Below are 23,364 nucleotides of genomic sequence, written 5' to 3' on the forward strand. Positions count from 1 at the left end.
CCTGCATATTGTTTGCAGGCAGTTTGGCGCGAAATTGGCAGAGCCGGCTTATTTGGCAGCGGCGGTACCGAAGTATTGCTGGTGGATGCGGTCGTATTCGCCGCTGGCTTTGATGGCGGCCAAGGCTTTGTTGAGGGTATCGCGCAGCTCGGTGTCGTCTTGGCGCAGGGCGATGCCGTAGTGTTCGGCTTCGAAATCGGGCACTTTAATCATGGTGAAGCCTTTATCGCCGTTGTGTTTGATGAACTCCATCACCACAGAGCTGTCGCTCACGGCTGCGTCCACGCCGCCGTTTTGCAATTCTTTCAGCAAGAGGGGCAGGCTTTCGAAGCGGGTTACTTTAGGATTGGTGGCACCCAAGAGTTTGGAGGCGGCCAAATCGCCGGTGTTGCCGGTTACCACGCCTACGCGGTTGAGATTTTTCAAATCTTCCACGGAAGCCACCTGTTTGCCTTCGGGCACGGCCACTACTTGGGTGATTTCAAAGTAGGGGTCGGTGAAGAGCATGCTTTGTTGGCGTTCGGGGGTGATGGTTACGGCAGCCACCACTACGTCGGCATCGCCGTTGCGCAGGCTGTTGAAAAGGCTGTCCCAAGATTGATCTTTAAATTCCACGCGGTAGCCGGCTTCTTTGGCTAAGGCGTTGATGAGGTCGATATCGAAGCCGCTCAGGCTGCCGTCGGGGTTTTTAGATTCGAAGGGGGCGAATTCGGCATTGGTGGCCACGCGCAATACTTTTTCGCTGCCAGGGGCGGAAGCGCCGGAAGCATTGGCATCGGCAGGCTGTGAAGCTTGCTGGGTGCCACCGGAATTGCCACAGCCGCTGAGGGCGATGGCGGAGCAGGCCAGGGCGGTGGCCAGCCATTTTTTCATGTTCATTGTTTGGTTCTCCTGGATTGGTTTGGATATTAATTAATGATTGCGCTCCGTGCGCATCATTCGGGAACACATCATACAACCATATGCGGAAATTCTAAAGGTTTATTGCAGAATATAGCCCAAGCACCTTATTTCTACTGAGGCAGTGGGCGCACTTTGTTGCCGTATTCATACTGGCTACCTGCCACATTGTGGGAAGAAGTAATTGCTTCAACGATATCAGGTCAGGCTACCTGAAAGCATCGGCTGCTGCGAACCTAAAATGCCATTTCATTGTTCGACCTGTATCGAGGATAGCCAGCTTCGGTGCAGCAAACAGGCTCAAGCTGCACAGTATGGGCGAAACTCCACTATAATAGCGGCTGTTATCATCTTAATCGGTACACTTTAAAACCATGCCGTATCCGTCTGCCCCCGAACAGCCCGAGCGCCGCCGCCTGCTCGCCTCGCTGGCTGCCGTTTCCGCCGTTGCCTGCCTGCCTCAAGCCGCCCGTGCCGGGGCGCAGCGTGAGGAGACGCTGTCGGACGATGTCACTTCGGTGATGCGCCATTCGGTGAATAATGTGAACCCGCCGCGCCTGGTGTTTGAAAACCCGTATAACGCGCCGCGCTGGCTCAATGATATGTCGCTGCGGCTGGCACGTTTTGTGCCCGACCCGCTGGAGCGCCGCCGCCTGCTCATCAACATCCAATACGAAACCACCCGTGCCGGATTGGATACGCAGCTGATTTTGGGGCTGATTACGGTGGAGAGCGCGTTTCGGCAGTATGCCATCAGCAGCGTGGGCGCGCGCGGGCTGATGCAGGTGATGCCGTTTTGGCAGCGCTACATCGGCAAACCGGAGCACAATCTGTTCGACATCCGCACCAACCTGCGCTACGGCTGCACCATCCTGCGCCACTACAGCAATCTGGAAAACGGCAATATGGAGCGTGCATTGGCGCGCTACAACGGCAGCCTCGGCAGCCGGCGCTATCCCGATGCAGTGATTGGGGCATGGCAGAATCGCTGGCAGTGGTCGTAGTTAGGTTACCTGAAAGTCTATGTTTCTATTTTCAGCATAGCCGAAGTGTCTTTTCTATTTTCAGGTAGCCTCAAGCGCGAAGCAGGCTACCTGAAAAAATATAATCTGAGATCAACTGCAAAATATGGAATATTTCACTGCCGCGCAAGCCTTCAGCCAAACCATCAAGAATCTGCATATCCTACTCAAACCGCTTGGTTTCAAGAAAAAAGGCAACCACTTCTACCGCTACATCAAACACGGCGTTGGTCAGCTGATTCACACGCAAAAAAGCCGGTGGAGCGACAAAAGCCGCATCAGTTTTACTTTCAATATTGGCCTCGTCTGCCCTCCGTTGCAACACGATCCACGTTTCCAAGAAGCCGGGCAGCCCCTGCCCGATTTTCCGAACATACTCGATTGCTTGGCACAGGAGCGAATCGGTTTTCTACTGCCCGAGCCGGGGCAGCAAGATATTTGGTTTGAAGTGGCAGACGGAGCCAATAACGCTGCCGTTTTGCAAGAAGTGCAAACCATAGTGGAAACATTTGTGCTGCTACACTTTGCTGCACACAGCGTGCCGCAGCAGCTTTATCCGCTTATCGGCAACCGGCACGCCATGCAACTGGCCACTAAGTTGGGAGAACCGGAACAGGCGCAACGGTTTTACCGGGCAGAGCGCGAATGGGCGCAGCAGCGCTACCATGAAGAGTGCCAAGCAGCCAAACATTTCCAACCCGGGGATGATGAATATTACGAAGACGAAGATGGCTGCATCGTGTTTGGCGGCGAGCAGCCCGATCCGCAAGTTTGGCTGGATTATTTGTCGGAGTTAGAGCGGGATGCCGCCCGGTGGGGTGTGCTGACGTGAGCTTTATTACACATATATCCTTTCAGGTAGCCTCAAACGCGAAGCAGGCTACCTGAAAACTAATCCGGCCTTGCCAGCGTTAAAAGCCCACCGACGGAGCAAGGCTTCGGGTATAATCTGCGGCATTTTTCCCCAACTCTTTCGGTTAAACACAATGTCTCGAGCTCCCCGTACTGCCTTATTACCCGCAGAATGGCTTGCCAGCACATCGCTTTCCGGAGTGTATGCGCTGCGCATGTTGGGCATGTTTTTGGTGTTGCCCGTGTTGGCGCTGTATGCCAAAGAGCTGCCGGGCAGCACTCCTGGGGCAGGCGGTTTGGCGATTGCGGTGTATGGCTTAACGCAGGCGCTGTTTCAGCTGCCGCTCGGTATGCTTTCTGACAAGTTGGGGCGCAAAAAGGTAATTTACCTCGGCTTGGTGGTGTTTGCTTTGGGCAGTTTTATTGCAGCTGCGGCAGATAGCGTTACCTGGCTGCTCATCGGCCGGGCGATTCAGGGCGCAGGTGCAGTGAGTGCGGCAGTTACCGCGCTTTTGGCAGATTTAACGCGTGAAGAAGTGCGCACCCGCGCTATGGCTTCGGTGGGGCTTACCATCGGCCTCACTTTTGCCGTCAGCATGGTGGTTTCGCCGCTGCTTACCCGCTATATCAATGTTTCCGGCCTATTTGCGCTCACCGGCGCGTTGTGTGTGCTGGCTATAGGTGTGGTGGCTTGGATTACGCCCAATCCGCAGCGAGGGAAGTTCCACGAAGATACGGAAATGCAAACTTCGCGGATCAGCGAGGTGTTGCGTAATAAACGCTTGATGCAGCTTAATTTCGGTATTTTCGCCTTGCAGGCGGTGATGATGGCGATTTTTGCCAGCCTGCCGATTGTGATGCGCGGCCTGGGGCTGCCCAAAGAGCAGCATTGGCAGCTTTATCTGCCGGCGGTATTGCTGGGATTGCTGTTGATGGTGCCGGCGATTGTGGTGGGCGAAACGCGCAATAAGCTTAAGCAGGTGTTTGTGGCCGGTATCGCGTTGATTGCGGCGGCTTTATGCGGTATTTATGCCGGCCAGGCTTCGCTTTTGGCTATTGGCGTATCGCTGGTGGTGTATTTTGTCGGGTTCAATATTTTGGAAGCCAGCCTGCCGTCTATCGTGTCGAAAGTGGCGCCGACGGATTTGAAAGGCACCGCCATGGGTATGTATAACACGGCACAATCCATCGGCGTGTTTGTGGGCGGTGCAGCCGGCGGGCGCTTGTTTGAACATTTCGGCTTGATCGGCGTGTTTGCCTTTTCTATGGTGCTCACGCTGGCCTGGTTGCTGATGGCCGCAGCGGCGCCCGCACCGGCTGCCGTACGCAATTTAGCACTGAGCATCTCGCCCATATGGCAGGGTTGCGAAGAGCGGCTCTTGGCTGTATTGCAGCAGTTTGAAGGTGTGGAGGCAGCCAGCCTCAGCGCCGACCGTTCAACCGTTTATATCAAGGCACGGCAACAGGGTTTCGATGAAGCCGCTGCCAAACAGATTATTTTAGGAGGAAATCATGTTGAATAAAGTGATACTTATCGGCAACTTGGGGCGCGATCCCGAAGTGCGCTACCTGCCCAGCGGCGATGCCGTGGCCAATTTTTCGATTGCCACCAGCGAAAACTGGAAAGACCGCAACGGCCAGCGCCAGGAGCGCACCGAATGGCACAACATCAGTATGTTTGGCCGCTTGGCGGAAATTGCCGGCCAATATCTGAAAAAAGGCAGCAAAGTGTATATCGAAGGCCGCATCCAAAGCCGCAAATACACCGGCAAAGATGGCATCGAGCGCACTGCCTACGACATCGTGGCCAGCGAAATGAAAATGCTCGACGGCCGCAACAGCGGCAGCAGCCCCTACGAAGGCGGCGACCAATATGCAGCCGCCCCCAGCAGCCCGCGCCAGCAGCCAGCTCAAAACTATAATGAACCGGCTTACGCTGCCGAGCCGCCCACTCCGCCCCGCCGTCAAGCTGCCGCACCTGCCCCGGCACCAATTGACGATATCGATGACGATATTCCCTTCTGAGTTACAGATAAATTACATTTTGTAAGCTTTTCGATTTTAAGAATTTATGAGAAATCATATAAATTAGAATATTAGGGGCTGTCCTAGTTATCTAGGATGGCCCCTAATTCAACACGTTATCTAGGAAATCTCTATGAGCAAACAGGTAACCTACAACCAACACCCCGAGCAGCAAGCCCGCGACATCATCGACCAAAAACTGGAGCAGGCGGGCTGGACAATCCAGTCGGTGAAGCACTTTAATCCCAATAGCAATTTGGGTGTGGCAGTGCGTGAATATCCTACCGACAGCGGTCCGGTAGATTATCTGTTGTTTGTTGATGGCGAGCCGGTTGCCATGATTGAAGCCAAGCCAGAAAACTTTGGACATAAGCTTAATACGGTGGAAGAGCAAAGCGCACGCTATGCCGATAGCGAACTTAATTATATTCAGCAAGCAGAGATTGCCTTTTTATATGAAAGCACAGGCGTAGTAACACGTTTTACCAACCGCAACGATCCTGCCCCGCGTGCCCGTGAAGTATTCCACTTTCACCGTCCGGAAACGCTACAAAAATGGGCAAGCGAAGGCAAAAACACCCTGCGCGCCAAACTTAAAGCCATACCGGCACTCAATCCTAACCATCTGTCTGCGGCGGCGTTAGGATTGCGCGATTGCCAATTAACCGCCATCGAAAATATGCAAGACTCTTTGGCAAAAGATTTGCCGCGCGCCTTGATTCAGATGGCCACAGGCGCAGGCAAAACCTATACCGCCATCAGCATTATGTATCGTTTGCTCAAATACACAGGCAAACGCCGCATTTTATTTTTGGTGGATACCGTCAACTTGGGCGAACAGGCCGAGCAGGAAATGTTGGTTTTTACCCCGTCTGACGACAACCGCAAATTTACTGAACTCTACAACGCTCAAGTCATTAAATCGCCGCATATTCCCAACGGCGTAGAAGTTTGCATTTGTACCATTCAGCGCATGTATTCCCTATTAAAAGGGGAAGAACTGTCGATACCGGATGACAGCATGGAATTGGAAGAATGGGAAAACCGCTTAAAAGAACCATTGCCCGTTGCCTATCAACCGGATCTGCCACCCGAATTTTTTGATTTTATTTTTATCGATGAATGCCATCGCTCCATTTACAACCTTTGGCGGCAAGTGTTGGATTATTTTGATGCCTATCTGATCGGCTTAACCGCCACACCGGACAACCGCACTTTTGGCTTTTTCAATCAAAATGTCGTCAGCGAATACAGCCACGAGCAAGCCGTTGCCGATGGCGTAAACGTAGGCAATGAAGTCTATCTGATCAATACCAAAATCAGCCTTGATGGCGGCAAATTCAAAGCAGAAGAGCTGGTCGAACACCGCGAACGCACCACACGCCGTAAACGCTGGCAGCAGCAAGATAGCGATGAAGACTATACTGCCAAGCAACTCGACAGGGATGTTGTCAATCCAAGCCAAATCCGCACCATTATCCGTACTTTCCGCGACCATTTGCCCGTAATGTTCCCAAATCGTCAAGAAGTGCCCAAAACCTTGATTTTTGCCAAAAACGACAGCCACGCCGACGACATCATCAAAATGGTGCGGGAAGAGTTCGGGCAAGGCAACGAATTTTGCAAAAAAATCACTTACAAAGCCAAAGACGATATTGTGGGAGAAAACGGCGAAATCATCGAACAAGGCGAAGAACCCAAAACCGTCTTGGCGAATTTCCGCAATAGCTACAACCCGCGCATTGCCGTTACCGTCGATATGATTGCTACGGGAACCGATGTCCGCCCGCTCGAATGCCTGCTGTTTATGCGCGATGTCAAAAGCCGCAACTATTTTGAGCAAATGAAAGGGCGCGGCACACGCACGCTTGATAAAGAAGGCTTGCAAAAAGTCAGCCCTTCCGCATCATCAGCCAAAACCCATTATGTGATTGTCGATGCGATTGGCGTTACCAAATCGCTCAAAACGGCAAGCCAACAATTAGACACCAAGCGTTCGGTCAGCTTCTCCGATTTAGGAAAAGCCGTCGTTTTCGGCGGCGCATTTGATAGCGACAGCATCAGCTCACTGGCGGCACGCCTTGCCCGTTTAAACAAACAGCTTGATGACGAACAACAGCAGCAAATTACCGCCATTACTGGCGGTGTCCCATTACCGCAATTAGTCAAAGACCTGTTTCACGCCATCAATGCCGATGAAATCCATCGGGCAGCCTGCGAGCAAGAAGGCATTTCCATTGATGAAACGCCGTCTGAAAAAACCGTTTTACAGATACAAAAACAGCGCGTCAAAGCTGCCACACGTCCGCTTTCCATGGAACTCATCACCACATTGGACGACATCCGCAAACAAAACGAGCAGAAAATTGACGCCGAGATTGATGAAGTCATCCATGCAGGCTGGGCGGAAAATGATGAAACCCTGACCCAAGATTTTGCCGAATGGATACGCAGCAACAAAGACGAAATTACCGCCTTGCAGATTTTCTATAATCAGCCTTATCAACGCCAAGCCTTAAGCCTAGCGATGATTAAAGAGCTGGCAGCCGCCATCAAAAAAGCCAAACCGAAATTGGCATTCAGTCATATTTGGCAGGCATACGCGCGTTTGGATAACGTCAGCGAACAGGTAGAAAGCGAACTCACCGCCTTAGTCAGCCTTGTTCGCCGCGTGATTGGCATTGATGACAAAATCACGCCGTTTACCAAAACCGTGCGTAAAAACTTCCAAACATGGACGTTTGAACACAACGCCCGCGCCGACAAACCGCTGACTGAAGAACAAATGCAATGGCTGACCATGATTCGTGACCACATCATCACTTCCTTTGCTATCGAAGAAAACGACTTTGAACTTACCCCGTTCAATCAATACGGCGGCTTAGGTCAAGCCTATGATGTATTGAGCGAAGTTGCCGCCAACGACCAAGACTTTAACACCCTATTAGACGAGATTAACCAACAATGGACAGCATAAAAATGACCACAGAACAAGAATTGCCGAAAGGGTGGAAAATAGAACGATTGGGTGATATTGCTATTAGTGAAAAGGGTAAAAAACCAAAAAACCAATCTAGCGAAAAAACAGATACATATTGCTATCCCTATGTGGATATTGAAGCTTTTGAAAAAGGTGTTATTAAAAATTATACCGATGGAGTGAAATGTGTTCTGTGTGATGAAGATGACTTCTTAATGGTCTGGGATGGTTCACGCTCTGGATTGGTAGGTAAAGGCATTAAAGGAGTATTAGGCAGTACACTTGTTCGTATTTTATTACCAGATATAAACAATCTTTATGCTTATTATTTCTTGCTGTCAAAATATAAAGAAATTAACACTCGCGCTAAAGGTTCTGGTACACCACACGTAGATCCCGATTTATTGTGGAATTATGCTTTTCCCATTCCACCAAATCTAGAAACCCAACAAGCCATCGTCAATAAAATCGAAAGCCTGTTTGATGAAATCGACGAAGGCATAGGTCGTCTGAAAACCGCAGCGCAGCAAATCCAGCAATACCGCCAATCCCTGCTTAAAAACGCCTTTAACGGCGAACTCACCAAAGAATGGCGTAGCAAGCATGCAGACACCTTGTCGTCTGAAAACGAACTGCTCGCCCAAATTCAGACGACCCGCGAACAACACCACGCCCGACAGCTTGCCGACTGGCAAACAGCCGTCAGCCAATGGGAACAAAATGGAAAAGAAGGGAAAAAACCGAGTAAACCCAAAGCCCCGACACAAGCGGCTAAGTTTGAAGACAATTTTGCAGATTTGCCGAGTGGGTGGGGAGTAGTGAAATTAGAAAATATTGCAGATATTGGTTCGGGAATGTCTGTAAGTGCTAGCCGAAAATTAGAAAATCCAATTACAGTTAATTATTTGCGTGTAGGAAATGTACAACGTGGGTATTTGGACTTAAAAGAAATTAAAGAAATGCAGATTGAGGCAGAAAATTTTGATAAATATAGTTTGAGATTGGGAGATGTGTTATTTAATGAAGGTGGAGATAGGGATAAATTGGGGCGAGGTTGGATTTGGGAAAATCAAATACCAAACTGTATCACCCAAAATCATGTGTTTAGAGCAAGCCCATTTTTAAAATTAATTACACACTCAAAATATATTTCATACTTAGGTAATTCCAGATATGGGCAAAGTTATTTTGAGAAAACAGGAAAACAAACAACAAACTTAGCATCAATCAATAAAACAGTATTAAGTAATTTTCCAGTTAAACTTCCATCATTTGCCGAGCAGACTCAAATCGTTGCCATTTTAGAAAGCAAACTCACCGCTTGCGACCAACTCGCCGCCGAACTTGCCAAACAACTCAAACAAGCCGAGCTGCTCAAACAGGCCGTCTTAAAAGCGGCTTTTTCAGGTGGCCTTTTGGATAAATAAATTAAAGAGAAAACGAATATGACCACAACGCAAAACCATACATCAAACGCCATCGTCCAAAAGGTTTGGAGTTTCTGCCATATGCTGCGCGATGACGGCGTGAGCTACGGCGACTATTTGGAGCAGATTACTTATCTGATTTTTTTGAAAATGGCGTTTGAATACAGCCAGCCACCCTACAATCGTGATGTCGGCATTCCCGAAGAATACAACTGGAAAAGTCTGACCGACCGCACAGGCGCGGAATTGGAAAGCCATTATCTCGCTTTGTTGCGCGATTTAAGTATGCGCAAAGGCTTGCTTGGTCAAATCTTTGCCAAGGCGCAAAACAAAATCCAAGACCCTGCCAAATTATCCCGTTTGGTGGCGATGATTGATGAAACCAAATGGACGCGCTTGGGCGTGGATGTGAAAGGCGATATTTACGAAGGCATTTTGGAAAAAAATGCCGAAGATACCAAATCAGGCGCGGGGCAATACTTTACGCCGCGCGCTTTGATTGAGGCAATTGTCGAATGTGTCCGCCCGCAGGCAGATACCCTGATTGCCGACCCGGCAGCAGGCACCGGCGGCTTTTTATTGGCGGCATACAGCTATTTGGAAAAACATGCCGATTTAAATGCCGAGCAAAAAGTGCGGTTAAAAAACGGGACGTTTTTCGGCAATGAAATTGTCGCCAATACGCGCCGTTTGTGTTTGATGAACCTGTTTTTACACGGCATCGGCGAAATGGACGGCGATAGCCCGATTAGTGCCGACGACTCCTTGGTTGCACCAAGCCCACGCAAAGTGGACTTGGTTTTGGCGAATCCGCCATTCGGTAAAAAAAGCACCATGACCATTACCAATGCCGAGGGTGAAGCTGAAACCGAAGATTTTGTCTATAACCGCCAAGACTTTTGGGCAACCACCTCCAACAAACAAGTCAATTTCTTGCAGCATATTTACACCATGCTCAAAAACAACGGGCGGGCTGCTGTCGTCGTGCCCGATAATGTGCTGTTTGAAGGCGGCGCAGGCGAAACCGTGCGTAAGAAACTGTTGCAGATGACTGATTTGCATACGATTTTACGGTTACCAACGGGCATTTTCTACGCCCAAGGCGTGAAAGCAAATGTGTTATTCTTTGATAACCGCTCCGCACAGGAAAAAGCCGTTACCCAAGAAGTCTGGGTGTATGACTACCGCACCAACGTGCATCACACGCTGAAGAAAAAACCGATGCAGTTGGCAGATTTGCAGGATTTCATTACCTGCTATTGCCCCGAAGACCGTTCAAAGCGCGCAGAAACCTATCATGCCGAAAACAATCCAGACGGACGCTGGCGTAAATTTAGTATCGATGAAATCAATCAGCGCGAAAAAACCAGCTTGGATATTTTCTGGTTGAAAGACCATTCTTTAACCGACTTGGACAATCTGCCCGCCCCCGATATTTTGGCCGATGAAATCATTGAAAATATCGAAGCGGCTTTGATGAGTTTTCGAAGCGTTGCAGCGCAGTTGGAGACTAGGGAGTAGCTAAAAAATGTTTTAGAAACCAAACCCGCTACCTATTCCTGAGTGGGAGTAGGCAGCGGGTTTGCTTTGGGTGTTTCAGGTAGCCTGTTGTGTGACCGTAGGTCAGAATGAACAGAACATATGGATGTTTTGTGCTTAGTGCGGCCAAAATTAGGTGAGGTTGCTTGTTAATCCGTTGCAATAATAAAGGCTACCTGAAACTTCAGGTAGCCTTTATTCAGCTTATTCAACCCTATGCGCCGTCGTCTAAATGATCCGGCCGGGCGAGGATGGTACGTTTACCATTGGTGTCGGCGGGGGAGACGATGCCTTCGGCTTCCATTTGGTCCACCAGGGTGGCGGCTTTGTTGTAGCCGATGCGCAGGTGGCGCTGGATGGAGGAAATGGTGGCTTTCTGCGTGCGCAAAACGATGGCGACGGCTTCGTCAAACAGGGGGTCTTGGCCGCTGTTGCCGCCGCCGATGCCGCTGTTGGCGTTGCTGAACAAATCGTCGCTGCCCACGCCGGAGGTGAGGATGTCTTCCACATAATCGGGCGCGCCGAAGCCTTTGAGGTATTCGGCCACGCGCTGCACTTCGCTATCGGCCACGAAGGCGCCGTGTACGCGCTGCGGGTAGCCGGTGCCGGGCGGCAGGAAGAGCATATCGCCTTGGCCGAGCAGGTTTTCCGCGCCCATTTGGTCGATGATGGTGCGGCTGTCTACTTTGGAGGCTACCTGAAAAGCGATGCGGGTGGGGATGTTGGCCTTAATCAGGCCGGTAATCACGTCCACGCTGGGGCGCTGGGTGGCGAGAATGAGGTGGATGCCGGCGGCGCGGGCTTTTTGGGCGAGGCGGGCAATCAGCTCTTCGATTTTTTTGCCGGACGTCATCATCAGATCGGCAAATTCGTCCACGATCACCACGATGTGCGGCAGGCGGACGAGCGGCTCTGGGTTGTCGGGAGTGAGGCTGAAGGGATTGGCCATCCGCTCGCCGCGGGCGGCGGCATCTTTGATTTTCTGGTTGTAGCCGGCGAGGTTCCGCACGCCTACATGGCTCATCAGACGGTAGCGTTTTTCCATTTCGTTCACGCACCAAGTAAGCGCATTGGCGGCAAGTTTCATGTCGGTTACCACCGGCGCGAGCAGGTGCGGGATGCCTTCATACACGGAGAGCTCGAGCATTTTCGGATCGATCATGATCATGCGCACTTCGTCGGGCGTGGCCTTGAACAGCAGCGACAAAATCATGGCGTTCACGCCCACGGATTTGCCCGAGCCGGTGGTGCCGGCCACCAAAAGATGCGGGGCTTTGGCGAGGTCGGTTACCACCGGCTGGCCGGTGATGTCCTGACCCAGCGCGAGGGTGAGCTTGGATTTGCTTTCGGCAAACACGGGCGAATTGAACACTTCGCTCAGGCGGATCATCTGCCGCTTGGGGTTGGGCAGCTCCAAGCCCATGCAGGTTTTGCCCGGAATGGTTTCCACCACGCGGATGGCGGCCACGCCGAGCGAGCGGGCAAGGTCTTTTTCCAGGTTAATCACAGAGTTGCCGCGCACGCCGACATCGGGCTCGATTTCATAGCGGGTAATCACCGGGCCGGCATAAGCATCCACCACGTTTACTTTCACGCGGAACTCGGCCAGTTTTTCTTCGATTTTGATGCTGTTGTCCAGCAACTGCTCTTCGCTGAGGGTGGCTTCGTTGTCGTATTGCGGCGGTAGAAGCAGCTCGTTCATTGGCACATGGTAGTGGCCGAAGTCGGCAAACGATACGGCGGAAACGGCCGAAACTGGCGCGGGCTGCGGCGGCAGATCGGGCAGGGGAGGGATGCCGGGCGCGGCAGTGGGCGCGGGGCTTACCCACGCAGCTTGTGCCTGGGCTTCGGCTGCGCCTTGCTCCAAGGCCTGCTGCCATTCGTTACCGTTGTCGAATTCGATGGCGGGTTCGGCAGCCGGTGCTTGCTCGGTAAGCGAGAGGTCGGGACGGAAGTGATATTGGGCACCGGTTTGGTCGGCGGTGTCTGAATACGTTTCAGCGGTATCGTCGCTCACAGTTTCAGCCAAGCTCCAAGGTGGGCTGTCTTCAACGGTGCTTTGCGGGAAAAAAATCGGCGGTTGTTCGGCGGGCCGCGCCGACTCTTCCTCAGTGGGCTGGGCGTCGGGGCTTTCGGGCGCAGCGGCATGATTGAAGGGGGTAAAGCGGGTGGATATTGGCAGCGGTTGGGCTTGCTGGGGCGGCATAGCCGTCGGCACTTGTGCGCCCTGGCTGTGGTTCACGCGCGCAGCGGCTGGAATCACGCTCTCGCGCACGGTTTGGCGTTTGAAGCGGCTGCGTTGGCGATTGGCCGGGGCATCGGTTTTGGCCAGATTAGCCAAGATTTCGTCTTCATTGATTACTGGCAAATCGGGCTGCTGCGGGGCAATGGCCGGTTGGGGCGCGGGCTGGGGCTGCCGGCGTGCACGCAGGCGCTGGCGCAGGAGGTTGTTGCGGATGTCGTCGGGGCTGATGGTGTGCCGCTCTTCGGCAGGTTCTTCAGGTGTAGGCTCGACTACGGGCGGCAGATGGGCTTGAATTTTTTCGCGCACATACTGCACGGCGGGATCGGCTGATGTGATTTCTTCGCGCGGTTCGGGGGCGGGGGAGGGGGCTTTAATCGGCCAGTTCAGCACCACAGGTTCCAGCGGCTTAGCCTCGGCTGCTTCGTTTTTATGCAGCATACGGGTGGCTTCAGAAAGGGAAATGATGCTCGGCTCAGGCTGGTTTTCTTCGTTTTCGATGTTTTCAGGTAGCCTGTGGCGGGTGGCCTCAGCTTCGGTGATCACCGGCAAATCGGCATCGGGAGCGGACAAATCGTGGATTTCCGGTTCGTCGGTAGTGTTGGCTTCGGTTTCGGCGGCATTCGTGTTTTCAATATGTTCCGCCTGCTCGGCAGTGGCCTCGGCAGTAGTTTCCGGCAGCAGGGCGCTTGCTTCTTCTGCGGCTGTTTCTTCTTCGGTGGGGCTGAAAATCGGCAGTTCTTCTTGATTTTCGCTCACGTTGCGGCGGCGCGTTTTTTTCTTCACACCGCCGGCAAGCAGTTCGATTTTACGCTGCAATTCGTCCTGCACTTTTTGATAGTGCAGCTTCACTTGGGTTTGCGCACGCTGCGGCAGCACGTTGGGGCGAGCAGGCTGTTGCTGCGGGGTGTTTTCCGCTTCGATATCAGTGGATTGCTTATTGTTTTGGTGCCGGTTGAGATAGGTAAACTCCAGTAGCCATTCGCGCTCTTCGCGCGCACGCCACCACAAGAGCACGGCGATGCCGGTCAACAACAGAATCAGCAGAAAAACTAAAAACATAAACAGCGGCTCCCGAATTTGGCGCAAAGGCTGGTATTTTAACGTGTTTCCCGTCGAAATTAAACCTTGTGGCCTGGGTAAAAACTCGACTTTGGCGCATTTCTGCGTGATGTGCTTCCCGGTGGTCTGTCTATCTGTATGATATGTTTGCGCGTTCTGTGATGCTGGCGCTTTGATTGTTGCTCAAATCTAAGGCTTTACAAAGATCTCCGCCCGCATATTGCGGGCGGAGGGGGATAGCCAAACGGTTTACTTCTTTGGAATATCAAAGGTGGATTTCGACATTGTCGATGAGACGCGTATTGCCCAAACGGGCGGCGGCTAGCACCACCAGTTCGCTGTCGCCGACATGGGCTACCTGAAGATTGCCCGAGTGGCGGATTTCCACATAGTCCACCTGCCAGCCGGCCTGTTTCAGGTTTGCTGCCGCCTGTTGCTCCAGCGCGGCATAGTCGCGGTTGCCGTTTTCCACTGCGCGGGCAATGGCTTGCAATTCGCGGTAGAGCTGCGGGGCTTGTTTGCGCTCAGCTTCGCTCAGGTATTGGTTGCGGCTGGAGAGTGCCAGGCCGTCGGCGGCGCGGCCGATGTCTACCGGCACGATTTCCACCCGGAAATTCAAATCGGCAGCCATACCTTGCAGGATGGCCAGCTGTTGGTAGTCTTTTTTGCCGAAGCAGGCGTAATCGGGCTCAACAATGTTGAACAGTTTGGCCACCACGGTAGCCACGCCGCGGAAATGCCCCGGGCGGAACGCGCCGCACAGCTCGTTTTGCAGATTGGGCGGCTCGACGTTGTATTGCTGGGCCACATGCGGATACAGCTCCTGCTCGTTCGGTGCGAAGAGTACGGCCACGCCTTCGCCGGCCAGTTTGGCAGCATCCTGCTCCAGCGTGCGCGGATAGCGGTCGAAATCCTCGCCTTGGCCAAATTGTAGGCGGTTGACAAAAATGCTTACCACCACCTTGTCTGCCCGTTTGGCCGCTTCGCGCACCAAGGCCAGATGCCCTTCGTGCAGGTTGCCCATGGTGGGCACGAATGCCACGCTGCCGGCTTCGCGGCGCCAGTCGCGCAGTTCTTGAATGGTATGGATAATTTTCATGGCGGGTTTGCCCTATCAATAAAAAAATGCGGCGCAGTATACTCCGCCATGCTGAGAGAGGCTACCTGAAAAAACAGACGGTGGGTTTTCAGGTAGCCTTCATTATGGGGTGCAGCATGGAGCGTGGATGGCTTGTTTGCATTTATAGTGAATTAAATTTAAACCAGTACGGCGTTGGCTCGCCTTGCCGTAACGTGTGTACTGTCTGCGGCTCGCCGCCCTGTCCTGATTTAAATTTAATCCACTATATGTAATGCGGCTTATGTGCTTCAAAATTTCAGGTAGCCTGAGTATGAGAGGGCTACCTGAAAAATATGCCGGATATGAAGCAGGCTACCTGAAAATTCTAAAATGGGTTTTCAGGTAGCCTTTCCGGGTATAAACAAACCTACTTCCGCACCAGCCGTTCTGCCGCAGCACGGGCGCGGATTTTGATTTCTTCCGTCAGATAATCCTTCATCTGCGCGTATACCAGCGTGATCACGGCAATGTCGTCGCTGAAGCCCAGCGGGCCGAGCAGGTCGGGGATGCTGTCGATGGGGCTGACGAAATACACCAGCGCGCCCACGATAATCAGCTTGGCACGTTTGGGCACGGTGGGCGACTGAAACAGGAAATACAGCGCATACAGCTGCTCCACCACCGGCCGCCCCAGCCGCAGCGCGAAACGGCGCAGCTTGCGCAAAAAGCCGTCCGGCTCGAAACGGCGGCGGCGGAATTCCGGCACGAAATCTTCGGGGCGGACAGGGTTGTCTTGATTCATGGCAAACTCCTTGCATTGGATAGGGCACAAATGGGCGCGGCAGCGGCAGGTTTCAAGTTTAATCTTCCGGCAATAGCAGCTGCGGGGTCATTGCGGCTTTCAGTTTGGCACAGAGCCTGCCGCCTTCATCAACCTTCACGCCAAACCACCAAATGCCGGATTTCTTTACCGACCAATAATTACCCGCCCGCCAGCCGCCGTTGAGCAGATAGCTGCACAGCTGCCCCAGCCAGGGCTGGTGCCCCACCAGTATCAAATAATCCGCCCCTTTATGCGCGGCAATCAGCGCGGGCAGCTCTTCCACATGGTTAATCGGATTCAGCTCGGGTTTCACGGCATAGGGCAGGCCGAGCGCTTCGGCAGTTTGCCGGCTGCGCAGCGCCTGCGAAGCCCATACTTCCACCTGGTTGTTTAGATACGGGTGCAGCCACTGAGCCACCGCATTGGCCTGCTGCCGACCTTTGTCGGTGAGGCCGCGTTCCAAATCGGGCACACCATATTCGGCTTCGGCGTGCCGCCATAAAATCAGGTTCATCTTGCCTTCCTTATTCTCTGATACAATTCGCATCTTAATGCTTGGCAGCCTATGAGGCTACCTGAAAAGCATGGTTTCAATAACACAAACAAATGACAGCCTTTCCACACACCCTGCCGCCGCTGATTTGGCAGCCCGAACCGCCCGCCGTTCTCGCTGCTCTGCGCCGCCTGATACAGGCAACCTCGCTCACCTTGGCCTTACAGGCCACCGGCGCGGATTTCCGCGTTCAGGTAGCCTTTCAGGGCGAACGGGCGCAACTGTGGCCGGGCGAAGAGGTGGCCGGCAATGCGTTTCATGTGCGCCAAGTGTGGCTGCTGCTGGATGATACACCGGTGGTGTGGGCGCGCAGCGTGTGCCCTTTAGCGGGGGCATGGCAAAGCATTCTGGCCTGCGGCACGCAGCCTTTGGGCAAACGCCTGTTTGATGGCCGCTTGGCCGCCGAACGCAGCCCGCTCGCCTTTGCCGCAGTGCCGCCCGCGCAACAAGGCCAGGCCGCCCAAGCCGTTTGCCTGCGCCGTTCGGTATTCGATTTGAACGGCGAAAAAATGGTGCTGACCGAAGGCTTTGTGCCGGAGCTGTCGCGGTTTTTGGAAGAGTAGGGCGGTATTTTGCAGCAGACAGTATTTCAGGTAGCCTCTTGCCACCATATGCAGGCTACCTGAAAGCGATAATTTTCAGGTAGCCTAAACCATCAGCTTCCACCCGGCTGTTTTATTATGCAACATTCTTTTGCAGGTAGACTTTGCCGCAGCCTCGAGGCTACCTGAAACTACACCCCGAGAATTCCCGTGCCTTTTCTTTCTTTTCTCTCCCCGAAGCAAGCCGAGCGTCTGACCGTGTACCTGCAACTGATGCGCGCCGACAAGCCCATCGGTACGCTGCTGTTGCTGTGGCCCACGCTGTGGGCGCTGTGGGTGGCCGCCGGCGGGCTGCCCGATTTCGGCATTCTGTTTGCCTTCGTGCTTGGCACTTTTCTGATGCGCAGCGCCGGCTGTGTAATTAATGATTTTGCCGATCGTAATTTCGACGGTGCGGTGGCGCGCACCAAAAGCCGCCCGTTTGCCACCGGCAAAGTGAGCACGCGTGAAGCGATGCTTTTGTTGTTGGTTTTGTGTGCCGCTGCCTGCCTGTGCCTGCTGCCGCTGAATACACTCACCAAGCTGATGAGCTTGCCCGCGCTGTTTCTGGCCTTGAGCTATCCCTTCACTAAACGCTTTTTCCTGCTGCCGCAGCTGTATTTGGGGCTGGCTTTTTCATTTGGTATTCCGATGGCCTTTGCCGCGGTGCAAAACCATGTGCCGCCGCTGGCCTGGCTGCTGTTTGCCGCCAATGCCTGCTGGACGCTGGCCTACGACACTATCTACGCCATGGCCGATAAGGAAGACGACCTGAAAATCGGCATTCAAACCTCGGCCATTACCTTCGGCCGCCGCGATGCTGAAGCCGCCATGCTGTGCCACGCGCTGTTTGTGCTGCTGATGGCCGCTGCCGGTTGCGCCATTCATGCCCGCTGGCCGTATTGGCTCGCGCTGGTGTACGCGGTGTGGCACCAATGCGGCCAATACCGTGCCATCCGCAGCCGCAACCGGGAAGCCTGTTTTAAGGTATTCTTATCCAACAACCGCATCGGCTGGGTTTTATGGTTTGGCTTGCTGGCGCATTACAGCGGCGGCTGATTAGGCTACCTGAAAGCTGGCCGCCGGGTACAAAATTGCCCTTAGGCGGCGGCACAGGTACAATCCCATCCTTAATGAATTTTTACGCAAGAGAAGTAACCATGAGTCTGATCGGCAATATCCTGCCCGTATCGCATATTGTGCTGGATTTGGAAGTGAGCAGCAAAAAACGCCTGTTTGAAGAAGCCGGCCTGCTGCTGGAAAGCGAATCCGGCCTGAGCCGCGCTGCTGTGTTTGAATGCCTGTTTGCGCGCGAAAAGCTCGGCACTACCGCGCTGGGGCACGGCGTGGCCATCCCGCATGGCCGGCATGCCGAAGTGCAAGCGGCCACCGGCGCGTTTATCCGCCTGAAAGAAGCCGTGGATTTCGATGCGCCCGATGGCGAACCGGTATCGCTGGTGTTTGTGCTGCTGGTGCCGGAAAACGCTTCCGGCGAGCATTTGGAAGTGCTCTCTGCCTTGGCCATCAAGCTTTCGGATAAAGCCGTGCGCGAGCAGCTTCTGGCTGCCGAAAACGCCGAAGCCGCCCACCGAATCCTCACCACATAACCAACAGGACGCCCATGCCCAGCATCTCCGTGCGCAAGCTCTATCAAGACAACCAGGCCAAGCTGAGTTTGGCTTGGTCGGCCGGCACGGCGGGCGCAGACAACCGCATCAGCGTGGATGCCGACAAACCCGTGTTGGCGCTGGTGGGGCATTTGAATTTTATCCATCCCAACCAAGTGCAGGTGTTGGGCGTGGCCGAAGTGGCCTATTTGGATAAGATGGCCGCCGGGGAAGTGAAGGCGAGCCTGGACGAACTATTCGATTTGAGTATTGCCCTGGTGATTGTGGCCAACGATTTGCCCGTGCCCTTCATGCTGCGCGATTATTGCCACACCCACAACGTGCCGCTGCTCACTTCCAAAACCGAAAGCCCGTTTTTGATGGACGTGCTGCGGATTTATCTGCAGCGCGTGCTGGCCGCCTCCACCGTGAAGCACGGCGTGTTTTTGGACGTGTTTGAAATCGGCGTACTGCTGATGGGGGCGTCCGGTTTGGGCAAGAGCGAGCTGGCCTTGGAGCTGATTTCGCGCGGGCATGGTTTGGTGGCCGATGATGCGGTGGAACTCTACCGCACCGGCCCGGAAACATTGGAAGGGCGCTGCCCGGCCGTATTGCGCGATTTTCTGGAAGTGCGCGGCCTGGGCGTGCTCAATATCCGCACCATTTTCGGCGAAACAGCCGTGCTGCCCTCCAAGCAGCTCAAGCTCATCATCAACCTGACGCTGGCCGACGACAACTACATGAAAACGCTCGACCGCCTTTCCATCCAGAGCGAAACCGAAACCATCCTCAACGTGGCCGTACGCTCGGTGACGCTGCCGGTGGCCGTCGGCCGCAACCTCGCCGTGCTGGTGGAAGCAGCGGTGCGCAACTATATTCTGCAGGCGCGCGGCAAAGACAGTACCAAAGAATTTTTAGAACGCCATACCGCCATGCTGAGGGAAGACGAACGCAGCCATGAGGATAGTGCTGATTAGCGGGCTGACCGGCTCGGGAAAAACAGTTGCCTTAAAACTGCTCGGTGATATGGGCTTCACTTGCGTGGACAATATTCCGCCCGCGCTCCTGCCCCAATTGGTGGCTCAATCTGCTGCCAGTAAAATCAGTAAGCTGGCCATCAGCCTCGATATTCGCCTGCCGTATCCCCAAGACACCATCCAAAACTGCCTGCGTGCCATCCGCCGCCAAGGCCACCCCCTGCGCTTGCTGTTTCTCGATGCCGACACCGCTACCCTTATCCGCCGGCTCGACGGCCACGGCCGCCGCCATCCCCTCGCAGCCACCACCCTTACCTTGGCCGAAAGCATTGCCGCAGAGCGGCAAATGCTCCAACCGTGGCAGAGTTTCGCCTTTTGCATCAACAACTCCCACGACAGCATCGGCGATTTGAAATTCCGTATCCAAGAATGGCTCGCCTTGAGTCATGGCGGTTTGCAGGTGGTGATCGAATCATTCGGCTTCAAATACGGCGCACCGTTGGATTTGGATTTCCTCTTCGACACCCGTGCCTTGCCCAACCCGTATTACGATGAAAACTTGCGCGAGCTCACCGGCCGCGACGAAGCTGTGCGCGCCTATTTCGCCCAATTTAAAATCGTGCAGCAGATGGTAGCCGACATCAGCGGCTACCTAAACCGCTGGCTATCCGAATATGCCCGCCAAACCCGCGTACACATGCTCGTGGTCGGCATCGGCTGCACCGGCGGTCAGCACCGTTCCGTATTCGTGGCCGAAGCCGTGGCCGAACGCCTGCGCGACTACCCCGTGTGGGTGCGCCACCGCCAGCTTCCTACCACCGCCGCCCACCGCGCGTGAGTGCCAAGCGTATTGGTTTTAGTTGAAGGTTGAGTTTCAGGTAGCCCCAACACCAACAGGCTACCTGAAAACGAGGTCTCCGCAGGAAGGCGAGTTTCTGCAGCGCTAAAAAGATCAGTTTCAACACCGCCAACCCGTATCCCCAACATTTTCAGGTAGCCTTTCCCCGCCAAAGGCTACCTGAAACCTACAGAAAGAAAACATCATGAGCATCCAATGGTTTCCCGGCCATATGCACAAAACCAAAAAAGCCCTCATCGAGCGGCTGAAAAGCACCGATATGGTCATCGAAATGCTGGATGCCCGCCTGCCTGCCTCCAGCCAAAATCCCCTGCTGGCCCAGCTTTCGCGCGGCAAGCCCAAGCTCTATTTGCTCAACAAACAAGACCTTGCCGACCCCGAGCTCACCCGCGTGTGGCTGGCCGAACTGCAAAACCGGCCCAACACCAGCGCCTTGGCCCTTGATGCTTCCGAACGCCAGGCCGCCCAAAAAATCACCGCCGCCTGCCGCGCGCTGGTTCCGCATCGGCAAGGCATCGACCGCCCCCTGCGCGTGCTCATCTGTGGCATTCCCAACGTGGGCAAGTCTACCCTGATTAACGGCATGATCGGCAAAAAATCTGCCAAAACCGGCAACGAACCCGGCATCACCAAAACCGAACAACGCCTGTTGCTTGCCGACGACTTCTGGCTCTACGACACCCCCGGCATGCTCTGGCCGAAAATCATCGTTCCGCAAAGCGGCTACAACCTCGCCGCCAGCGGCGCAGTAGGCCGCAATGCGCTGGATGAAGAAACCGTCGCCCTCGAGCTGCTCAACTATCTGCGCCAACACTACCTGCCCCAACTGCAAGCGCGCTACCAAGCCTACCCGGAAGAAAGCCCAAGCTGGCAAGACACCGACTGGCTTGAATGGATCGGCCGCCGGCGCGGCGCCCTGCTTGGCGGCGGCCGCATCAACTACCAAAAAGCCGCCGAAAACACCCTCACCGATTTCCGCGACGGCCAAATCGGCCGCATCACCCTAGAAACCCCCGAACAGTGGCAAGTCTGGCTTGCTGCCGCCCGCGAAGAAGAAGCCCGCCTGCAAGTCAAACGTGCCGAGCGGCAAGCTGAACGGCGTAAGGGGAAATAGGCGATACATACCAAAAGGCTACCTGAAAGCAGTTTGTATGCTTTCAGGTAGCCTTTGTTTTAGCCGCGAAGGAGATTATTTCACCAGCTTCAGACCTTTGTGTTTGCCGGCGGGCTTGCTGCCTTTTCCGCTGTTGCCGGCTTCGGGTTGAGGCGGGGTGCTCGGTTCGTAGGGAGTGATGTCGAAGTTCATGCCTTCGCCAGTTTCGCGGGCGTAGAGGGCGCCGATATGGCCGACCGGAATCCAAATCTCGTGCGCCACCCCGCCGAAGCGGGCAGTGAAGCTGACCCAGTCGTTATCGATATGCAGACCGGCACAAGCGGTAGCACCGATGTTGAGGATGATTTGGTTGTCTTTCACAAACTGCATGGGCACGCGGGTGTGCTCGTTTACCCAGACTTGGATATAGGGCGTGTGGCCTTGGTCGCTGCACCATTCGTGCAAGGCGCGGACGAGGTAGGGTTTGAGGGTAGGGTTCATGGGCAATATTCCTGTGTGGCGAAAGGCTACCTGAAAAATATATCGCTAAAATACTTCACTTCCTACGGCGTTGGCTCGCTGCTAGGAATGAAAAAGCAACTATTTCAGCTAAAGGCCGCTTGCTCAGACAACGCGGAAGCGGTTTCCAAACAAGCGGCCTATATGCTTAGCGGCGCATGGCTTTTTCGGCGGCAGTGAGCGCGGCGATGAAGGATTCGCGTTGGAAAATGCGCTCGGCGTATTTCAGGATGGGCGCGGCGGATTTGCCCAGCTTGATGCCGTAGTGGTCGAGCCGCCACAGCAGGGGAGCGATGGCCACGTCGATCATGGAGAAGTCGTCACCCAGCACGTATTTATTTTTAGAGAAGGCGGGAGCGAGCAGGGTAAGGCCTTGGCTGATGGCTTCACGCGCTTTGGCCTGCTCTTTGGCCGATGTATCGGGGCTTTCGAGTTTTTTCACGTGGCTGAACAGTTCTTTTTCCATGCGGAACAAGACCAACCGGCCGCGGCCGCGCATCACGGGGTCGCCGGGCATAAGCTGCGGATGGGGGAATCGTTCGTCGATGTATTCGTTGATGATATTGGACTCAAACAAGATGAGGTCGCGCTCAACCAATACGGGTACTTGGTTGTAGGGGTTCATCACGGAGAGATCTTCGGGTTTGTTGAAGATATCCACATCTTTGATTTCGAAATCCATGCCTTTTTCGTATAGCACGAAGCGGCAGCGGTGGCTGAAGGGGCAGGTAATGCCTGAGTATAAAACCATCATAACTGTATTCTCCCTAAACGGTGTCGCCGGCTTGGCAAGACTGCCGGCGTATGCTAGCCGCGTATTATAGCCTGCCGGTGGTTTTATGGCTAGGAAATCGATGTAACTTTATGATATAGTGGATTAAATTTAAATCAGGACAAGGCGGCGAGCCGCAGACAGTACAGATAGTACGGCAAGGCGAGCCAACGCTGTACCGGTTTAAATTTAATTCACTATATTTATGTAATTAATTTAAATTTGAGATGAGAGTAAAGGCTACCTGAAAAAGCAATATTTCAGGTAGCCTTTGCTTATGGCTTTAAATATCCAGCTCGGCTTTATCGCCTTCGGCTTCCATCCAGCTGCGGCGCTGGGCGGATTCGCCTTTGCCCATGAGCTTCACAAATACGTTGTGGGTGGGTTCGCTGCTGTGTTCGGGGATATGCACGCGCAGCAGGCGGCGGGTGTCGGGGTGCATGGTGGTGTCTTTGAGCTGGTCGGGGTTCA

Annotated in this window: 20 protein-coding genes and 2 pseudogenes; 14 read left to right on the forward strand and 8 right to left on the reverse strand. The window is 54.0% G+C overall.

What is annotated here, in order from left to right; translation table 11 throughout:
- Positions 1-48: 48 nt before the first annotated feature.
- Positions 49-879: a basic amino acid ABC transporter substrate-binding protein gene (locus tag HMPREF2796_RS07485; protein ID WP_064105521.1), complete on the reverse strand. Its 831-nt coding sequence runs from the start codon at positions 877-879 to the stop codon at positions 49-51.
- A gap of 395 nt (positions 880-1,274) precedes the next feature.
- On the opposite strand from HMPREF2796_RS07485, the gene HMPREF2796_RS07490 reads away from it, so the two are divergent.
- From HMPREF2796_RS07490 to HMPREF2796_RS07520, 7 genes are all read left to right on the forward strand, one after another.
- The gene (locus HMPREF2796_RS07490) at positions 1,275-1,904 is read left to right on the forward strand and encodes a lytic transglycosylase domain-containing protein (RefSeq protein WP_023886426.1); all 630 of its coding nucleotides are present in this window, start codon (positions 1,275-1,277) and stop codon (positions 1,902-1,904) included.
- Between the two features lie 124 nt (positions 1,905-2,028).
- The gene (locus HMPREF2796_RS07495; protein ID WP_070632533.1) at positions 2,029-2,754 is read left to right on the forward strand and encodes a DUF4304 domain-containing protein; all 726 of its coding nucleotides are present in this window, start codon (positions 2,029-2,031) and stop codon (positions 2,752-2,754) included.
- Positions 2,755-2,908: 154 nt separating this feature from the next.
- Positions 2,909-4,297: an MFS transporter gene (locus tag HMPREF2796_RS07500; protein WP_070632536.1), complete on the forward strand. Its 1,389-nt coding sequence runs from the start codon at positions 2,909-2,911 to the stop codon at positions 4,295-4,297.
- A complete protein-coding gene (locus HMPREF2796_RS07505) occupies positions 4,284-4,799 on the forward strand; it encodes a single-stranded DNA-binding protein (protein ID WP_070632539.1) in 516 nt (171 codons plus the stop codon). The genes HMPREF2796_RS07500 and HMPREF2796_RS07505 overlap by 14 nt, the downstream gene beginning before the upstream one ends.
- Positions 4,800-4,932: 133 nt before the next feature.
- A complete protein-coding gene (locus HMPREF2796_RS07510; RefSeq protein WP_070632542.1) occupies positions 4,933-7,776 on the forward strand; it encodes a type I restriction endonuclease subunit R in 2,844 nt (947 codons plus the stop codon).
- 2 nt (positions 7,777-7,778) lie between these two features.
- Positions 7,779-9,206, forward strand: a complete 1,428-nt coding sequence (locus HMPREF2796_RS07515) for a restriction endonuclease subunit S (protein ID WP_070633461.1) — start codon at positions 7,779-7,781, stop codon at positions 9,204-9,206.
- A gap of 18 nt (positions 9,207-9,224) precedes the next feature.
- Positions 9,225-10,727 (forward strand): class I SAM-dependent DNA methyltransferase, encoded by a 1,503-nt coding sequence (locus HMPREF2796_RS07520; RefSeq protein WP_070632544.1) that lies wholly within the window; start codon positions 9,225-9,227, stop codon positions 10,725-10,727.
- Between the two features lie 232 nt (positions 10,728-10,959).
- On the opposite strand, the gene HMPREF2796_RS07525 is transcribed toward HMPREF2796_RS07520, so the two are convergent.
- The 4 genes from HMPREF2796_RS07525 to HMPREF2796_RS07540 form a co-directional block, all read right to left on the reverse strand.
- Entirely contained in the window at positions 10,960-14,049 is a 3,090-nt protein-coding gene (locus tag HMPREF2796_RS07525; RefSeq protein ID WP_083308673.1) for a DNA translocase FtsK, read from the reverse strand.
- Between the two features lie 265 nt (positions 14,050-14,314).
- Entirely contained in the window at positions 14,315-15,148 is an 834-nt protein-coding gene (gene panC / locus HMPREF2796_RS07530) for a pantoate--beta-alanine ligase (RefSeq protein ID WP_070632550.1), read from the reverse strand.
- 388 nt (positions 15,149-15,536) lie between these two features.
- Complete coding sequence (locus HMPREF2796_RS07535; RefSeq protein ID WP_070632553.1) at positions 15,537-15,911, reverse strand: YkvA family protein; 375 nt, start codon at positions 15,909-15,911, stop codon at positions 15,537-15,539.
- 58 nt (positions 15,912-15,969) lie between these two features.
- Positions 15,970-16,446 carry a SixA phosphatase family protein gene (locus HMPREF2796_RS07540; RefSeq protein ID WP_070632558.1) on the reverse strand — a complete coding sequence of 159 codons (477 nt, stop codon included), beginning with the start codon at positions 16,444-16,446 and terminating at the stop codon, positions 15,970-15,972.
- Positions 16,447-16,538: 92 nt separating this feature from the next.
- On the opposite strand from HMPREF2796_RS07540, the gene HMPREF2796_RS07545 reads away from it, so the two are divergent.
- The 6 genes from HMPREF2796_RS07545 to ylqF all read left to right on the forward strand — a co-directional run bounded on the left by HMPREF2796_RS07545 (position 16,539) and on the right by ylqF (position 21,623).
- Positions 16,539-17,048, forward strand: coding sequence for a chorismate--pyruvate lyase family protein (locus HMPREF2796_RS07545; RefSeq protein ID WP_070632560.1), 510 nt, complete (start codon positions 16,539-16,541; stop codon positions 17,046-17,048).
- 189 nt (positions 17,049-17,237) lie between these two features.
- The gene (gene ubiA / locus HMPREF2796_RS07550) at positions 17,238-18,125 is read left to right on the forward strand and encodes a 4-hydroxybenzoate octaprenyltransferase (RefSeq protein WP_070632562.1); all 888 of its coding nucleotides are present in this window, start codon (positions 17,238-17,240) and stop codon (positions 18,123-18,125) included.
- 101 nt (positions 18,126-18,226) lie between these two features.
- Positions 18,227-18,673: a PTS IIA-like nitrogen regulatory protein PtsN gene (gene ptsN, locus HMPREF2796_RS07555; protein WP_064103488.1), complete on the forward strand. Its 447-nt coding sequence runs from the start codon at positions 18,227-18,229 to the stop codon at positions 18,671-18,673.
- A gap of 14 nt (positions 18,674-18,687) precedes the next feature.
- Positions 18,688-19,650, forward strand: a complete 963-nt coding sequence (gene hprK / locus HMPREF2796_RS07560; protein ID WP_003822238.1) for an HPr(Ser) kinase/phosphatase — start codon at positions 18,688-18,690, stop codon at positions 19,648-19,650.
- A complete protein-coding gene (gene rapZ / locus HMPREF2796_RS07565) occupies positions 19,631-20,488 on the forward strand; it encodes an RNase adapter RapZ (RefSeq protein WP_070632567.1) in 858 nt (285 codons plus the stop codon). Before hprK ends, rapZ begins: the two co-directional genes overlap by 20 nt.
- 205 nt (positions 20,489-20,693) lie before the next feature.
- A complete protein-coding gene (gene ylqF, locus HMPREF2796_RS07570) occupies positions 20,694-21,623 on the forward strand; it encodes a ribosome biogenesis GTPase YlqF (RefSeq protein WP_070632570.1) in 930 nt (309 codons plus the stop codon).
- Positions 21,624-21,698: 75 nt separating this feature from the next.
- On the opposite strand, the gene HMPREF2796_RS07575 is transcribed toward ylqF, so the two are convergent.
- Both HMPREF2796_RS07575 and HMPREF2796_RS07580 read right to left on the reverse strand, forming a co-directional pair.
- On the reverse strand, positions 21,699-22,103 hold the full coding sequence (locus HMPREF2796_RS07575; protein WP_070632573.1) for a ClpXP protease specificity-enhancing factor: 405 nt from the start codon (positions 22,101-22,103) through the stop codon (positions 21,699-21,701).
- Between the two features lie 166 nt (positions 22,104-22,269).
- Positions 22,270-22,875, reverse strand: coding sequence for a glutathione S-transferase N-terminal domain-containing protein (locus HMPREF2796_RS07580; RefSeq protein ID WP_070632576.1), 606 nt, complete (start codon positions 22,873-22,875; stop codon positions 22,270-22,272).
- A 114-nt stretch (positions 22,876-22,989) separates the two neighbouring features.
- Between HMPREF2796_RS07580 and HMPREF2796_RS11535 the strand changes: the two are divergent.
- Positions 22,990-23,099: pseudogene (locus HMPREF2796_RS11535) on the forward strand (IS5/IS1182 family transposase); the annotation flags it as partial.
- A 77-nt stretch (positions 23,100-23,176) separates the two neighbouring features.
- Here the strand turns inward: HMPREF2796_RS11535 and HMPREF2796_RS07585 are convergent.
- Positions 23,177-23,364: pseudogene (locus tag HMPREF2796_RS07585) on the reverse strand (type IIA DNA topoisomerase subunit B); the annotation flags it as partial.

The organism is Eikenella sp. HMSC071B05, from assembly GCF_001811325.1.
GTDB lineage: Bacteria > Pseudomonadota > Gammaproteobacteria > Burkholderiales > Neisseriaceae > Eikenella > Eikenella corrodens.